The following is a 15,967-nucleotide window of genomic DNA, read 5'->3' as shown; positions in this document are numbered from 1 at the left end:
GCTAACCTGTTTGCCAGATGAATCGCTGCTGGATCTTCATTCGTCACCTGACGGGCTGCCTGACCATGGTGGCTATGATGGCGCTTGCGCTGCATGGCGGGGCGATGAGCGAACCGGCGGCGGACACGGCTGTTTCATCGAGCCACGCCACGGCCGCGTCATCCGCGTCAGACCATTTCGCTGCCGTCTCGCTCCCGGCTGATCACGACAACGACAGCCACACGCATGGCAAAACACCCTGTAAATCGGCTTGTTGCGGCGTCAGCTGCACACTGGTCCTTTCGGCTGCCTCCGTGTCCCTGGTGCTGGCTGCCAAGCCGGACAAGCGGATCGCCTTTCCTGAATTGGCGACCCTGGAAAGCCATTCTCTGAGCGGCCTCAAACGCCCGCCCCGGCTGTTACTGAACGTCTGACCGCGCGGCGTTCCCTGCCGGGCGCTGCGACTTCGCACGCTCAACAGAGAAATCCCATGCAGATACTCGACCGCGCCGCGTTTAGGCGGCTTTCGTACCTGTCCACTTCAGCACACGCTGATGCCGGGCGATCGTCACACGATCGCGCCAAGGCTCGCCAACGGCCATGAATTCAGGGCCGGTTCCAACAAGGACCGGGCCGGATACGGGGGCCGGAAGGCGCTCGTCCAACCTACCAAACCCAAGGAGACTACGATGAAGAACTATCTCACGATCGCTGCTGCAATCGCCCTGATGGGAATACCTGCACTGGCTCGCGCCGACGACATGAGCAAGAGCATGGACATGGGCGCGCAGACCAGCCCGGCCGACAAGGCGTTCATGGCATCCATGCAGACCATGATGAAGAACATGGACGTGAAGCCTACCGGGAAGACCGACAAGGACTTCGTCATGATGATGATGCCGCACCACCAGGGCGCGATCGACATGGCCAAGGTCGAGGTAAAATACGGCAAGGACCCGATGCTGCTGAAGATGGCGGCCGACATCATCAAGGCCCAGGAGACGGAGATCGGCGAGATGAAGGCCTGGCTGGCTAAGAACGGCAAGTAGTAGCCGGAGCAGCGGGCTATGCGGCCGGGCGTCTCCCGCGAAGGGAATGGAGCATGACATCCGGCCCGCTGGCCGGCCGCGGGAGGCACAGGCCCGAGGCCTACACCTGGGTGCAGGCGACGATGCACTGGATCGTCGTGGCCCTTCTGATCGCGCAATACAGCACGAGCGGCGCGATCGTGCGCACGCACAGCATGCATACGATCGGACAGAAGCAGAATCCGACCGACCTGCTGCTGCACGTCCTGCATAACCGCGTCGGGCTGCTGCTTACGGCCGTCATGATCGCCCGCCTGGCCTACCGGCTATGGGCTGGAGTGCCGGCTCCCGCAGGGCACGGCAAGGGCGCGGCGACTGCCCGCCTGACCGGGCTGGTTCATGCCGCGTTCTACGTGGTGCTGATCGCCGAAGGGTTCACCGGAGCTGTCGCCTCCTACTTCTGGTGGCCGGTCAGCGCCGTGCATGTGGTGTTGTTCAAAGTCCTGCTCGGCCTGATGGCCGCCCATGTCGCGGCGGCGCTGTGGCACCAGTTCGTGCTGCGCGACGCCGCGTTGCAGCGCATCGGCGTGCGGTGGCCGTTCCGGTGAATCGGATCGCCATCACCTTTCCTCCCAACGAGGGCTCATGACCATGCCGCTATCCCTGCGATTAAAATCCTTGTTCCGGGCCGGCCTGGTCGCTTCGGCGGTGTTGCCGGCCGTGGCGGCGCAGGCGCATCCGCATGTGTTCGTCGTGGCGAAAGAGGAGGTAATCTTCGGCCCGGACGGGCTGGTAACGGGTGTCCGCCATACCTGGAAGTTCGATGACATGTACTCGTCCTTCATCGTCCAGGGCCTGGGGCCGGAAGGCCAGGTTCTAACTAGGGAGCAGCTGGCCCCGCTCGCAAAAACCAATGTCGAGTCGCTGGCCGAGTTCGGCTATTTCACGGTGGTCAAGGCGGCAGGGAAACAGAGCGAGTTCGATGCCCCGGTGGATTACTGGTCGGAGGAGAGCAGCGACAAGCTGGTCACGCTGCATTTCACGCTGCCGCTGAAGAAGCCGGCCAGCGCCAAAACCGTGCTGTCGCTCGCGGTCTACGATCCGACCTACTTCGTGGCTTTCAGCCTCGATGACAAAACGCCGGTGATGCTCAGCGCCGCGCCAAGCGGTTGCTCGGCGTCGGTTTCGAAACCAAAGGCGCTCGACGCGACCGACAATCAGAAGCTGTCGGAATCCTTCTTCACCAACCTGTCGCCCGGCATGGATTTCGGCATCAAGCTGGCCGAACGCGCCATCATTGCCTGCCCGTGACGATCGAGAGGATAGTGATGAACCGCAGAAGATCGTTGCTGGCCCTTTGCATCTGCACCGGCTTCATGGCCTGGCTTGCGGGGCATGCCCCCGCACTCGCGCAGGCCCATAACCCGTTCAGCGTCGGTATTTCCGAAGGGGGCGGCAGTGCCACCGGCATCTCAGGCTGGCTGCTGGCGAAGCAGACTGCCTTTGAGCAGATGCTGTCAGGCGCGGTCCGCGCCGCCAATACGGACGGGTCCGCCATCTGGACGCTGTCGGGACTGAGTTTCCTGTACGGGGTGTTTCACGCGGCAGGGCCAGGCCACGGCAAGGCTGTCGTCGCTTCCTACATGTTCGCCAACGAGCGCGCCCTCAAAAGGGGCGTGATCATCTCTTTCCTGGCGGCTGCGCTGCAAGGCTTGGTCGCGATCGCGCTGATCGGCGTGCTGGCGCTCGTCTTCCATGCGACGGCTCAACGGATGACGGATGCCGCCCGTGTCGTCGAGAGCCTGAGCTACGCCGGCATTGCCGTTCTCGGCTGCTGGCTGGTGTGGCGCAAGGGCGGCGCGTTCGTGCGTGCCTGGCGGTCGCACCGCGACGCCTCTGTCAACCAGAGCTTAATGGGGCGCGATCATCACCTTCATGACCATGGGGCCTGTGACGGCCACGACCACGGGCACCACCATCACGCGCCTGCGGCTAATGCCAACCCGCCTCATGGCCGTGCAAGGCATGTCCACGGGGCCGATTGCGGCCATTTTCATGCGCCCGATCCGAAGACGCTGGGCGATCAGTTTTCCTGGACCAGTGCATTGATGACCGTCGTCGCCGCAGGTCTGCGGCCTTGTTCAGGGGCGATCCTGGTTCTGGTGTTCGCCCTGGCGCAAGGCATCTTTGCGGCCGGTGTTGCCGCTACCCTGGCGATGTCGCTTGGCACGGCGATCACGACCAGTGCCCTTGCCTGTTTCGCTGTGCTGGCGGGAGGACTGGCCGTGAGGCTATCGGGCAGGGATTCCGCGCGAGGCGAACTGGTTCTGCGCGGGCTTGAGACCTGTGCGGGCGTTCTCATCCTGCTGCTTGGCACCGGTCTGTTCCTCGGGGTCACCAGTGTGGGCGCCTGAGGCTGGGCGGCAATCCGGTGCTCAGATCAGAGCTGCCGCACTTCTACGGTCAGATGGGACAGAGACGGAAAGCGGCTTAGCTGCTGCCGGTAGAAATCCGGACTCCTTGGCTGCCGTGTTTCGACGGCGAGGATGGCCCCCAGATGGCCAGGGCCGAGACGCCAGAGGTGAAGATCGCTCAGGCGGTCACCTGCTGCCTCGATCGTCTGCCGGATGCTGCGCTCGGTTCCCGCATCCGGGACCATGTCGAGCAGGATGGCGCCGGTGTCGCGGATGAGGCCGTAAGACCAGCTTGCGATGACGCAGGCCCCGATAATACCCGCGAGCGGGTCCATCCATAACCAGCCAAAAGCACGGGCGAGAAACAGGCCCACGATGACCAGCACGGACACGGCTGCGTCCGCCATGACATGAATGACTGCAGCGCGCATGTTGTTGTCGCGGTGATGTGCGCCCTCGGGGCCGTGATCGTGTTCCTCGAAAGCAAGATTATGGGTTTGTGGGCCGGTCGCATCCACAAGCCGAAGACGGGCACTGAAGGCATGCGGCTCGGGGATGTCTTCGGCAGACTCGAGATAGCCGCCCTGGTCGACCATCGAATACGCATGCAATTCCCCATTGGGCCGCATGGTCGTAACGGTCAGTTCGCGCGGCTTGTCCATGCCCGCGAATCTGACCCGAAAGCGCGGCACAACTCCATCCTCGAAGATGCTCAGGAAAAGGCTGCCGCTGCCGGAAGCGACGCAATGTTCCTCAGCGTGCGCGTCGGCGTGATCGTCATGGCCGTGGCTATGACCATGGCCGTGATGGTGGTGGCCGCCGCCGCCGCTTAACAGCCAGACGCTGGCGATATTCACGGCAAGGCCGAAACAGGCGATTGGGATAGCTTCTGAAAAGTGGATCGCAACGGGTGCGAACAGGCGGCTTACGGCTTCGTAGCCGATCAGCAGGGCGATCATTGCCAGAACGATTGCACTGCTGAAGCCTGCCAGGTCGCCGAGCTTGCCGGTGCCGAAGGTGAAGCGGCGGTCAGTCGCGTGACGGCTGGCGAAGCTATAGGCGAGGGCTGCGAGCAGCAGAGCACCCGCGTGAGTAGACATGTGCAGCCCGTCGGCCACCAGGGCGATCGAGCCGAACATGAGACCCCCGACGATCTCCGCGACCATCATCACGCCACACAGCACGATAACCCACCATGTCCGGTTTTTATTGGCTTCGTGTTCGTCGCCGAGGAACACGTGGGTATGGCTTAGGTCGTTGGCTGCAACAGTCTGTGTCATTTCATAATTTCTATTTCATGTATGTTTTGAGAACTTCAATCAATTCGGACGCGCCCCTTGCCTGGGCTGTATCCTCTTTGTCGGGATCGACGATATGGTTGCGGATATGATCTTCCATGACCTCGGCGGTCAGTCCATTGACGGCGCCCCGCATGGAAGCCACAAGCATCAGCACATCGGCGCAGCCGAGTTCGGCCTCTAGCGCTCTTTCGAGCGCTTCGGCCTGCCCTCGGATACGGCGGACCCGCGCCATGAGTTTCGCTTTGTCCTTGATGGTATGCATGTCGTCCTCAACCTACAGGTAGGGTAGGGGGCTATATTAGTCAAGAGCAACTCAAGTTTGAGTAGCATCCCCCGTATTGGACTTACGCCCCCAAAGGCCGAAGGTCCGGTATGCCGCGATGCGCCCCACCAGAGCCTGGTGAAGGAATAGGCCGTGCGAAACTCAAGAATTCTACACAATGCCGTAATGGCAGTTATCGCATTCGATTGTAGATTTAAGCTAAGGCATGCATCCAAAACACCTGCACTTCTCAATGTAATTTTCCACGCTGCTCCCGCGCGTAGAGGATGGGCGGTATTCCAACGTGCCGAGTAAACGCTGTGCTGAATGTGCTCGCCGAACTGTAACCGATTTGTTCGGCGACTTCAGCCACACCAATTTTCTCTTGGCGCAGCAGATTCTTCGCCAGCGCCATCCGCCAACCCAGCAGGTATTCCATGGGCGCAATGCCCACCTCACGCCTGAACCGTTCGAAGAAAGTGGACCGCGAGAGCGCCGCCTCCCTCGCCAGGTCGATCACCGTCCAAGCCTGGCGCGGACGGCAATGTATTTGACGCAGCGCCGCGGCGAGCCGGTCGTCGGCAAGTCCGCGCAGCAGCCCGGGAGGAGCCGTAGGCCCCGCCGTACAGCGTAGCGCCTCGATCAACAGGACCTCGAGCAGGCGCGCCACAACCACCTCGCGACCTGGCCGATTAGCATGCCACTCCTCGTTCAGAAGTTCGACGAGTGTGGTCAGTCGGCCCTGGCCACGAACAAGCATGAGTTGGGGCAGCAGCGACACAAGCAGATCGGCGTCGTTCGAGCCGAACGCGCAGTGCCCGACGAGCATGCGGACATTGGGCAGTACGTCGGCGCTGCCAAGCCGGAACACGCCGGGACTGATCTCGACCCTTTCAGGCTCGATGCCGTCTGGCGGCGCATCAAAGCTCGAAGCGGCAACGTCGTACGCCGCAGGCACAAGAACGAAATCGCCGCGATGGAGCGCGATCGGCGTCTGTCCGGCCACCGACAGGCGACATGAACCGTCGAGCACAACGCAGTAGAAAGGACGCCCCTCATCCGAGCGCCGCACGGCCCAAGCACCTCCTGCGATGACGAGCTTCGAGAACGAGGCGTGCGATTGAAGCAGGCCGACAACGAGAGTGAGCGGGTCAGACATTCGGACTTATACCAATGCAATACGGATTTCCTACGGTAGCAGGTCCGATACAGCCCGGCTATCATTTCGTATGTAACAACAGGAGATCATATGAAAACCATTCTCATCACCGGTTGCTCGTCCGGGTTCGGACTTGAGACGGCGCGCTACTTTCTCGACCGCGACTGGACGGTCATCGCCACCATGCGCATGCCGCGCGAGGACATCCTACCCGGTTCCGACCGGCTCCGGGTCTTGCCGCTAGACGTGGTCGATACGGACAGCATCGCGCGTGCCGTAGCGGCGGCCGGGCCGATTGACGTCCTGGTGAACAATGCGGGCGTCGGCCTGATGAACGCCTTGGAAGGCGTGTCGATGGACACAGTCCGCGACGTATTCGAGACAAACACGCTCGGCACCATCGCCATGACCAGGGCCGTACTGCCACAGTTTCGGGAGCAGCGCTCTGGCGTTGTGGTTAATGTGACATCGAGCGTGACGGTGCTGCCGCTGCCTCTGCTTTCCGTTTACACGGCCAGCAAGGCGGCGGTGAACGCCTTCACCGAGTCCCTGGCGCTGGAGCTAGAGCAATTCGGCGTGCGCGTGCGGCTTGTCATTCCAGGTAGGGCTCCACAGACCGCTTTTCGCGCTAACAGCCTCGCCCGCATGGGAATGAACATCCCTGAAGCCTACGGTGAGCTGGCAACGCACATATTCGCTCGCATGCAGCAGTCGACGGAAGAAGTCACGCAGGCGGTGGACGTATCGGAAGCAGTGTGGCGTGCAGCGACCGATCCGACGTGCCCAATGCGGCTACCTGCCGGCGCCGACGCCGTGGCATGGACCGAAGCGGCTAAGCGGGCATAAGCCGCCAAGCCCAATAGGTAGAACCGCGTCAGCTTTGACAAGGCAGACGCATGACGTCCGCCTTGGAATAGACTGACATCCCGTGTCTTAGAACTCTTCCCAACTCGCCTCCTGCGGCTTCGGGGCAGCACCGCCACGGCCGGTAGTCTTCATCGCCTTGACGGGCTGTGACACCGCTCGGCTGTGGACGGCCGCATGGCTTGGGAAGCCCCAGTCCCCACCTGGAATTGTCCGATGAGGCGCGACAGGCGTTTCGCAAAACTCCGTATTTCGTAATAGACCGAACGTGTGCGCCCCCAACTCGAACTTGTTAGAGTAGGTAGACTATCGGTATTTAATCTCAATGCCTTGCAACTCGTGTAGCGCGAAGTTTGCTGGGTTGGTATTGTCGAGAGTGATGGATAGGTGCTTTGCATCGGTCGACGTTACGTGAGAAAAGACAAACCCGTTCTCATTTTATGTAGCGGCCTTCGGCTTGTTAGCGTCGAAGTGATCGAGCACGGCGACGATCCTCTCCAGCAATGGCTTGAACTTATCGAAATTGATCATCGCGTAGTTCGCGCGCACAACACGGTCCGCGAAAACCATCTTGCCGTATTGGGTCGCTGTATCTTTATCCGCCTTCGGATTGAAGGTTTTCCCATCAACCAGTTCTTTGCGGGTCTTCTCGTCGAATAGATCCTCCATACAGGACTCGCCTGTCCTTCCCATCTCTGGCGTCTTGATCAGATAGAGGTTGTGGCAGAGGTGATAAAACGCCTCTGTCGTGTCGTACCCGACCCTGATTTTGAACATCTCCTTTGCCTGATTGAAGACGGCATTGCCTCCTGAGTCGTTGTCTAGGAGGATAATCACCGGATATTTCATAGGGCGGTGCTTATAATTAAAGACCGCACTCCGATAGTGAGCGATGAAGTTTGCGATATTGCCGCTTCCGCCGCTTAGTTCCAGGATGTCGTGCTCGGCGCGCGAGTGCTTTAGAAAACGCCCCTTCGTGAAGAGCTTGCCGTCTTTGACCTCGGCGAGACGAGGATAGGACGGATCGAGACCCTTGAGTGCGCTGCGCAGGTAGATATTGTCGGTCTTCCCCTCGCACATGACCAGAGGAGCCGTCGGGCTCACGAAGTGCCGGAAGTACAGAAATTTCTTGTAGAGTTTGCGATAACCCGGATATTCCCTCTTCTGGTTTGTCTTCTTCTTTGCCTCAGGATCTTTGGCTTTATACGTCTCAGGATTGGACTTCAGCTCTTGCGCATGCTTGATGTGGTAGATGTGACTAAGGATACCCTCGAGCGTCGCTGTTTTCGTGAGAAGCTTCGGTTTTGGCTTGCCGGGGGTTCCGCCTGGAGCCGGGGCGGGCGCGGGTTCCATCTCCACGTGATAGTGCCCGTGATTGAAAAGCGAGCTGCACATGATCCTCGCTCTGGCATAGTACGCGGCGCGAATATTCACCTTTTGATTGACGGTCAGGCCGGTCACCAGCTGCTGGCTGGGCCGGCACTGCATCCGCGTCTTCGCGTTGTTGACCGTAAACCCAGTTCTGGTGATCTGCGCGATGAGTGCCTCGCTCAACACCCAGGTTCCTGAACGCGGAGGATCCTCGGCCGCGAGCTCAGCAGGGAATTCCTGCTGGTTCGTGGAAAAGGTGATGTCGTCGGCGTAGCGGGTGTAGGAACAGTTAGATCGCTTCGCGAGGCCGACCAGCCGGACGTCGAGCAGATGCGCGACGAGGTTCGCGATGATCGGCGAGCAAGGGCTCCCCTGTGGAAGCTTTCCGTCCCGACATGCGATCTGCGCGATGAGGGTGGCCGTCTTCTCTGGAAGGGTAAAGTCGTGGCTCTTGATGAAGAAACCCCGCACCCGCCCGAAATTGATGGTCGGAAAGAAGTCTTCGATGTCCAGATTAAGGACGTAACGCCGGTTTTTATGTTCCCAGGCGTTGGTGAAGATAGACCGCTTTTTCTCGAACCCGTGCGACAAGGGCCGCCGCGGCGTTGCTGTCTCGATTTCTACGTTGCAGGCCAGCAGGATGTTGGCCAACGCCTTCTGCAGGCGTTTGAGCTTGATATGCGGCGCATGGATCATACGGACGCCGCCGCTCGCTTTCGTAACCTCGAAGGTCGTGTATTTGGACGCAGCGTCCATCTTATAAAGGATGAAGGACAGTCCGGACGGCGTGTAATTCAGAAGAGCCGCAAATCTTTCGAGCGTGTCGGCCTGTCTAAGTTCTAAAAGCATTTTTCTTGATGTTCAAAACGGCTTACAGGCACTCCTACGCGTAGGCACGGATCGCCCATCGATTGATCGATCGTATCGCCCCTCGGTGAGCAAACATTGGGTCACATTGGTTCATATATCACGAGACGTGATAACAAGTCTGCCTGTAAGCCTGACGAGGAACTTACCACAGACGGGCGCAGGGTCAAGTTCCGAGACCTGACCGCAAGCCGGCCCGGCCGGCGCGCGCCGCCGCCTCGCTGGAGATCAACACCGGCGTTCGCTGAGCAAGTATCGATGATCGCGCCATTGAAGGAGCGGCTTTCGACATGCCCAGGATGATCTCTCTCGGGAGGTTCTCGATGGAGGTTGGCAAACGTTCTGAATGTCTGGGTTGGGCCGGAGAACTCCGAACAACGAGTCCGTTCGAATGTCCGGAAGGCGGCAACCATAGAATGTCGGCTGTTGGCGCATACAGGACGCGGCAAGGAAAGCACCTGACGTGCAATGAGACCAGTTCAGGGGCCGTCAGCCATCAGCCTCAATTCGCTTGTGTCAGCCCGCGAGTACTGCGCCTCGCCGAACCATACGCGAGATGGTCGCCTGATCGACGTTGAACCGACGGGCCAGGTCGGCTTGCGAGACATGGCCGAGACTAAGCGCCTCGAGCGCCTCCTCGCGCTGATGGCGCGTCAGCTTCGACGGCCGTCCCATGTGGACGCCGCGGGCCTTGGCTCGCAGACGCCCCTCACCGGTGCGGGCACGGATGAGTTCCCGCTCAAATTCGGCCAAGCCGCCAAGCACGGTGAGCATGAGTCGGCCATGGGGTGTGGTTGTGTCGGCCCATTGATCGCTCAAGGATCGGAAGCCAGCCCGGGCCTTCGCAATTGTATCGAGAATGTTGAGCAAGTCGCGGGTCGAACGGGCCAAGCGATCCAATCGCGTCACGATCAGCGTGTCACCGGCACCGAGAGCCTTCAGGGCCCTCGCAAGTTCTTTCCGGTCGGTCTTCGCGCCGCTCGCCGTTTCCGCGAAGATCCGGTCGGCCCCAGCACTTCGGAGAGCTTGCTTTTGAGCTTCAACCGTCTGCCCATCAGTGCTCACGCGCGCGTAACCGATCGTCGCCATTCATTGACATTACGGTCGCGACCGACTTACGCAAGTGACTTCCGCATGGACTAAGTGACTGTTTTCGTTGCTTGTGATCAGCGTTGCGAAAGTTTTGATTTACGCACCACACGGCGTCGTTGCGTGGTCGGACCCAGCACGATCAGGCGCTTGCCGAAGCGCATCTGGTCGCGGGTAAGGGGACGTCTATACGTGGTCTAGATCTTGTGTCAGGTGTGCCGCCAGACCTTCACCGACGAAACAAGCAGGATCAGCGCGAGCGCGGGCAGCAGCACCCTGGTAGGGACGAGGGCGAGTAACTGCCCGCCGATGAATGTTTCCTCCTTGCGTTGCTGATGAGCTTGCTCACAGATCCATCTGGCCTTGATCGTGGCGGCGAGCTTTCTGAATGGGGTCTCGGGCGGGAGATTCGACACATAGTACTTCTGCTCCCCACCCGACCGCCTTTCGCCGACAAGCCACACACCGTCGCCCGGCATGCATTGCATGCGATTGTCGCTCATCGGTGCTTGTGGCCGTCTGCCACACGGACACGTCGAGCGGCGAACAGGCAGGTCAGCCGGCCTTTGGTGCCGCGCCGCCAGTTGATCGTCTGCCATTTCTCGCCGGCCAGCATCGTCTCGGCGGCGACCGGCGGCTGGTCGGGGATGTGGTATTGGCGGCGCTTGCCGGTCTTCGCAACAGGGAAGATCAGGGCGACATCGGCCGCGGATAGACGTTCTGACGCCGCGACAGCCCCACGGCCCACAGCAGGCCGCGCTCGCTCAGGGCCTGACGGAACGTTCCGCTGGAGCCGTACCCGGCATCGGCCAGCACGCAGCCAAAGCGGGTACCGGAGGCGACCACGCGGTCGATCTCCTGGAGGGCGATCTCCGGCTTTGTCGACGCGACCTGGCGGTCCTTGGGAACGCCCGCCCGGTTCATCCGCTCGGGATCGGCCGTCCAGGTCTCGGGCAGGAAAAGGCGCAGGCCCACCATCACCGGCACCTCGCGCGATGCCAGGGTCACCGAGACCAGCGACTGGCAGTTGGACGTCTTGCCGAGCGCGGAAGCATATTGCGGAGCGACCCCGACCGAATGCTGCCCCTTCTTCGGCAGCGTGGTGTCGTCGATGACGAGAAAACCGCGCTCGTCCCCGACCAGACGATCAGCCTCCTTCAGCAGGGCCGCCTCGAGCGGGGCGCTGTCCCAGACACCCGCCGCGACGAAATGGTGAAGCTGGTCGTAGCCCACCCCACCGGACCGGGCCGCCATCGGCTGCACGCTCTTGCGGTCCCCCCGGGCCGATCAAGCCAGCAATGTAGAGGGGGCACATGCGCCGACGGGCCGGGTGCGACAGCCCGGCCAGGAAAGGCTCGAGCCACCGTTCGAGATCAATTTGCCAGCCTTCTCCGAAGCCCACCGCCGCCGCCCGCGCCATCCATCATGGCACGCGAATCCGCGATGGATCCACCCGGTTCCAGTCTATCTGCCAAAGTAGTGTTAGGATGATTACGCAAACTGCCGCGTCCGAGCCGGTAGAGGATCGAAGCAATGCAACGATACAGGGCAGAAATCAGTTTGTAGCCTGAGCTGCCTTCAACGCATGCCAGACGGGAGCACTTGAGTGACGGGCTGCGACATACGTTGGAAAAAGACGATTGTAACGACTTGCCAGCTCGCTGTCTGGTCGGGTGGGTGCCTGCAGTAGCGGCGACGCCCATTGATCTGTGCAACTTTCCATATCGGAATAAAGTCCGAGGGCTACCGCAGCAGTCATCGCGGCGCCCGCGGCACCCGCCTCCTCGCGCGAACTTGTTCGGATGTCCGCGCCGAGTACGGCACCCAAGATGACCTTCAACGCTTGAGATCGCGCAGCCCCTCCAGTCACCCGAATTTCTCGAGGGATGTCTCCCATCGCTTCGTAGCAATCGCGTGCCGCAAACGCTAAGCCCTCCATAACAGCTCTAAGGAGGTCGTCGTATCTGTGCACTTCCGCTAGCCCCATAAACTGCGCCCGTGCGGCGGAATCAACGAAAGGTCCGCGCTCGCCCGCCTCGGAAATGTATGGATGGTACAGTAGGGATCCGGGCTCGGCACCCAGAACCCGGACATCGACCGACTGCAAGAACTGCTCTCGCGAGACTGACACGCCCTGATCATGAAGTATGCCCCGAGCAAAATTTATTATCCAATCCAGATTAAGAGTCGATGCCATATTAGACTGAAGTTGGATGTAGCTTGCCCCAAGCGGGAAAGCGATTGTATATCCGGTCATATCAGTTGACGGCCTCACGTCGTCTGCCGTCCGGACCAGGCGCATGTGCATTCCGGTCGAGCCCATAATCGTGCAGCCGGCAGGTTCGTCGCGGTCGTAAATCCCGGCTCCTAGTGCAGCCGCTACAATATCAACATAACCAAGAGCAATTGGTAGGCCGAGCGACAGACCGGTCTCTCGAGCGGCCTCGCGACTCAGCCTGCCAAGTGTTCGCAGCCCGTCAACAATGGGGGGAATAAGACGTGCTTCATCCACAAGTCCAAGAGCGATTAAGACCTCCGGATCGACCAATCGTGTTCGCACATCTCCATAGGTAAACAGACTTTCCGAAGGGTCGCTGGCTCGATCCCCGGTAAGCTTAAAATATAGCCAGTCCTTGCAGTGGAACGCAGTACTGGAAGCAGAGAGGACATCGGGTCGTTGACGCCTTAGCCATAGAAGCTGAATACTTTGAAGGCAGCTATTCAGCCCAGTTCCGGTATGCTCGTAGACGCGCCGTTCAGCTTCCGAGCCTCGCAAACCGTCAACGATGGTCGAAGCTCGAGCATCGAGCCACAGCATTGCTGGCGCCGTCGGCACCCCGTCGTCATCGATCAGCCATGTGCCGTCGCCCTGGCCCGTAACTGCCAGAGCGGCAGCACGATCGGCCAGTGACGGCACAAGCTCAGCAAGCCCGCGTATGCAAGCGACCGTATCGTTCCACGTCCTTAGCATATCTTGCTCGGCGCCGCCGCCTTTAATGTGTCCATAAATATTTGGGAGAGCGAAGGCAGCGATCTGCAACCCGTCCGACCGAAACGCAATTGCCTTGATGACCGAGGTTCCCGCATCGATCCCAATTATAATGTCCCGTCTCATGAAGTCCTCCCGATACGACACCGTTCGCTAGTCAGGTGATCGCCGTTAGGACCAATATCAATCAAGATTTGGCCATCAGCAAGCTCGCCAATGGCGCGAAGGAATGTGTCTCGATCGAGGCGTACGACGGACACGTCCCATCAGTTCTTTCTAGCCCTCTAGTCTTAATGCAACGGGTTTGCATCGAACCGCTGAGGACGCTCGTGATCATCTGACGCGAAACGCCGAAATAGTATCGATGTTGCGCTGCAAAGTGCGTAGCCATCGATCGCTGCGTGGGTGTACGGTTGTGCCTCCGACGGCCCGAAGAGGTCGGTGATGACAGACATTCGTACGACGTTCGGCGATGGTCTGTGTAGCTAGGGCACCAGAAGCAAAGGGTGTCGGCACGAATAGGGGAGGATCGTAGGGTGGAACCGGATCTGGAATTGGTGGGTGTTGGTGAGGACAGATCTTTTAAGGTCTGGTCGCACGGCTACCCATTTCGAACCGTCCGCTGGCATTTCCATCCGGAGTACGAGCTCCACTTCGTGACCGCGACTTACGGCACTCGCTACGTCGGCGACCATATTGGTGAGTTCGCAATGGGAGAACTGGTCTTGGTCGGCCCGAACCTGCCGCACAATTGGATCAGCGACCTGCCCGATGGTGAAACAGTCGATGAACGGTGCCTAGTTCTGCAGTTTACTGGTGAATTCGTATCTAATTGCCTCTCGACATTTCCAGAGCTTCGGTTCCTTCTGCCCTTACTCCAAGAGTCGATACGTGGTGTTCGATTTGCCCCGTCTGTGGCCAACAGTGTAGGCGGCTTGATGCGAGACCTACTACACGCGACGGGTGCCCTCCGGATACGTTTACTTATCGCGATCTTCGACCTTATTGGCCACGCGCACGAGCGGATGCCGCTTGCGAGCATTGGTTTTCAGCCGCAACCGTCCGCTTATCTATCAGCGAATATGAACAAAGTGCTCCAGCACATTGTCCGAAATTTAACAGAGGACTTGACAGAGCCGGACCTAGCAAAATTGAGTCGACAAAGCGTCAGCACTTTTGCGAGATCCTTCCGCAAGCACACAGGTATCAACTTCGTGCAGTATGTTAATTCGTTACGTATTGAGCTTGCTTGTCAACATCTCGGCCAAGACAAGCTCACGGTAACAGCGATTTGCCATGAAGTTGGTTTTAAAAACGTCTCTAATTTCAACCGACAGTTTCTGGCTTTGAAGGGTATGTCACCTTCTATGTTCCGCAGTTTGCGCCGACGCGCAAGTCATTTCGCGGCAGCTGCGTAACTGCCGCGCATACCCCCGGCGCAGTGGTTTTCGCGTTCACACTCGCCGTTCAGTCAATCCGAACGTCAGCAAACTGGCGTAAAGCCAGACGAGAGGAAACACCAAATGAAATGTCAATTAAAATGCCACTATCTTACCACATCGGCGACGGCGTTGGCTTTCGGGATTCTTGGCGTTGTAGCTGCATCTGCGGCAATGGTGTCAGATGCCAAGGTCGCGTTCCTCATGCCTGACCAGGCGTCCACGCGCTACGAGCAGCACGATCACCCCGGTTTTGTCGCGGAGATGAAAAAGCTTTGCCCAAACTGCACCGTACTTTATCAAAATGCGGATGGTGACGCCTCCCGGCAGCAACAGCAGTTCAACTCAGTCGTCTCCCAGGGCGCCAAGGCGATCGTGATAGATCCGGTTGACTCTACCGCCGCCGCCTCGCTCGTAAAGCAGGCCCAGGCCCAAGGCATTAAGATCATCGCCTACGACCGGCCGATCCCTTCAGCTCCGGCGGACTACTACGTTTCCTTCAATAATGAGGGAATTGGCAAAGCCATTGCTCAGTCTCTCGTCGAGCACCTCAAGGCGTCCAAGGTCCCGACGGCAGATGTCGGGCTACTGGAGGTTAATGGTTCACCGACCGATGCAGCTGCCGGCCTCATCAAGAAGGGAATTCACGAAGGTCTTGAGGACAGCGGCTACGCTACCCTTGCCGAGTATGATACTCCCGAATGGGTCCCGGCAAAGGCTCAGCAATGGGTGAGCGGCCAGATCTCTCGCTTCAACAAGAAAATAGTCGGCGTCGTCGCGGCCAATGACGGCACCGGTGGCGGAGCGGTTGCTGCCTTCAAGGCAGCCGGCGTGGATCCCGTCCCGCCGATTACCGGCAACGATGCGACAATTGCCGGCCTCCAACTAATCATCGCAGGCGATGAGTATAACACAATCTCTAAGCCAAGCGAGATCGTCGCGGGTGCGGCAGCCGATATCGCGGTCGCGCTACTTTCGGGCGAGACGCCAAAGGCGGAGATGACATTATACGACACGCCCTCAAAACTGTTCACGCCAGCCGTCGTAACCGCGGATAATCTAAAGGCAGAAATCATTGACAAGATGATCAATGGCAAGCCGATCCAGACAGCTGCGGAGCTCTGCACCGGCCGTTATGCCGACGGATGCAAGAAGCTCGGCATCACTCCGTGAAAGTGAAACTACTGGCGCGATAGAGTGTGACC

The 15,967-nt window shown here is 59.6% G+C and carries 14 protein-coding genes and 1 pseudogene; 8 read left to right on the top strand and 7 right to left on the bottom strand.

The genetic code is table 11. From position 1 onward, the window contains the following. Window positions 1-17: 17 nt before the first annotated feature. From LGH83_RS08875 to LGH83_RS08855, 5 genes are all read left to right on the top strand, one after another. A complete protein-coding gene (locus tag LGH83_RS08875; RefSeq protein ID WP_227401472.1) occupies window positions 18-413 on the top strand; it encodes a hypothetical protein in 396 nt (131 codons plus the stop codon). A 255-nt stretch (window positions 414-668) separates the two neighbouring features. Next, window positions 669-1,028 carry a DUF305 domain-containing protein gene (locus LGH83_RS08870; protein ID WP_227401471.1) on the top strand — a complete coding sequence of 120 codons (360 nt, stop codon included), beginning with the start codon at window positions 669-671 and terminating at the stop codon, window positions 1,026-1,028. A 53-nt stretch (window positions 1,029-1,081) separates the two neighbouring features. After that, on the top strand, window positions 1,082-1,615 hold the full coding sequence (locus LGH83_RS08865) for a cytochrome b (RefSeq protein WP_227401470.1): 534 nt from the start codon (window positions 1,082-1,084) through the stop codon (window positions 1,613-1,615). Between the two features lie 37 nt (window positions 1,616-1,652). Beyond that, on the top strand, window positions 1,653-2,318 hold the full coding sequence (locus tag LGH83_RS08860) for a DUF1007 family protein (protein WP_227401469.1): 666 nt from the start codon (window positions 1,653-1,655) through the stop codon (window positions 2,316-2,318). Further along, window positions 2,315-3,421: a nickel/cobalt transporter gene (locus LGH83_RS08855; RefSeq protein WP_227401468.1), complete on the top strand. Its 1,107-nt coding sequence runs from the start codon at window positions 2,315-2,317 to the stop codon at window positions 3,419-3,421. The genes LGH83_RS08860 and LGH83_RS08855 overlap by 4 nt, the downstream gene beginning before the upstream one ends. Before the next feature lie 26 nt (window positions 3,422-3,447). Here the strand turns inward: LGH83_RS08855 and dmeF are convergent, their stop codons facing one another. The 3 genes from dmeF to LGH83_RS08840 form a co-directional block, all read right to left on the bottom strand. Further along, complete coding sequence (dmeF, locus tag LGH83_RS08850) at window positions 3,448-4,701, bottom strand: CDF family Co(II)/Ni(II) efflux transporter DmeF (protein WP_227401467.1); 1,254 nt, start codon at window positions 4,699-4,701, stop codon at window positions 3,448-3,450. Between the two features lie 10 nt (window positions 4,702-4,711). Further along, entirely contained in the window at window positions 4,712-4,984 is a 273-nt protein-coding gene (locus tag LGH83_RS08845; protein ID WP_227401466.1) for a metal/formaldehyde-sensitive transcriptional repressor, read from the bottom strand. A 250-nt stretch (window positions 4,985-5,234) separates the two neighbouring features. Then, entirely contained in the window at window positions 5,235-6,143 is a 909-nt protein-coding gene (locus LGH83_RS08840) for an AraC family transcriptional regulator (protein ID WP_227401465.1), read from the bottom strand. 90 nt (window positions 6,144-6,233) lie between these two features. Here LGH83_RS08840 and LGH83_RS08835 point away from each other — a divergent pair, with 90 nt between their 5' ends. Beyond that, window positions 6,234-6,989 carry an SDR family oxidoreductase gene (locus LGH83_RS08835; RefSeq protein ID WP_227401464.1) on the top strand — a complete coding sequence of 252 codons (756 nt, stop codon included), beginning with the start codon at window positions 6,234-6,236 and terminating at the stop codon, window positions 6,987-6,989. A gap of 456 nt (window positions 6,990-7,445) precedes the next feature. Here the strand turns inward: LGH83_RS08835 and LGH83_RS08830 are convergent, their stop codons facing one another. The 4 genes and pseudogenes from LGH83_RS08830 to LGH83_RS08810 all read right to left on the bottom strand — a co-directional run bounded on the left by LGH83_RS08830 (window position 7,446) and on the right by LGH83_RS08810 (window position 13,449). Then, window positions 7,446-9,227, bottom strand: a complete 1,782-nt coding sequence (locus LGH83_RS08830; RefSeq protein WP_227401463.1) for a retron Ec67 family RNA-directed DNA polymerase/endonuclease — start codon at window positions 9,225-9,227, stop codon at window positions 7,446-7,448. A gap of 534 nt (window positions 9,228-9,761) precedes the next feature. Further along, the gene (locus tag LGH83_RS08825) at window positions 9,762-10,334 is read right to left on the bottom strand and encodes a recombinase family protein (RefSeq protein ID WP_227401462.1); all 573 of its coding nucleotides are present in this window, start codon (window positions 10,332-10,334) and stop codon (window positions 9,762-9,764) included. 317 nt (window positions 10,335-10,651) lie between these two features. Then, a pseudogene (locus tag LGH83_RS08815) lies at window positions 10,652-11,754 on the bottom strand (IS701 family transposase); the annotation flags it as partial. Between the two features lie 135 nt (window positions 11,755-11,889). Continuing rightward, window positions 11,890-13,449, bottom strand: a complete 1,560-nt coding sequence (locus tag LGH83_RS08810) for an FGGY-family carbohydrate kinase (RefSeq protein WP_227401461.1) — start codon at window positions 13,447-13,449, stop codon at window positions 11,890-11,892. 410 nt (window positions 13,450-13,859) lie between these two features. On the opposite strand from LGH83_RS08810, the gene LGH83_RS08805 reads away from it, so the two are divergent. Beyond that, window positions 13,860-14,741, top strand: a complete 882-nt coding sequence (locus tag LGH83_RS08805) for an AraC family transcriptional regulator (protein WP_227401460.1) — start codon at window positions 13,860-13,862, stop codon at window positions 14,739-14,741. A gap of 105 nt (window positions 14,742-14,846) precedes the next feature. Beyond that, on the top strand, window positions 14,847-15,935 hold the full coding sequence (locus LGH83_RS08800) for a sugar ABC transporter substrate-binding protein (protein WP_227401459.1): 1,089 nt from the start codon (window positions 14,847-14,849) through the stop codon (window positions 15,933-15,935). The last annotated feature ends 32 nt before the right edge of the window (window positions 15,936-15,967 follow it).

It is taken from the genome of Lichenihabitans sp. PAMC28606 (assembly GCF_020616535.1).
GTDB classification, from domain to species: domain Bacteria; phylum Pseudomonadota; class Alphaproteobacteria; order Rhizobiales; family Beijerinckiaceae; genus Lichenihabitans; species Lichenihabitans psoromatis.
Note: the sequence above shows the minus strand (reverse complement) of the source record. Positions and strands in the feature narration are given on the sequence as shown.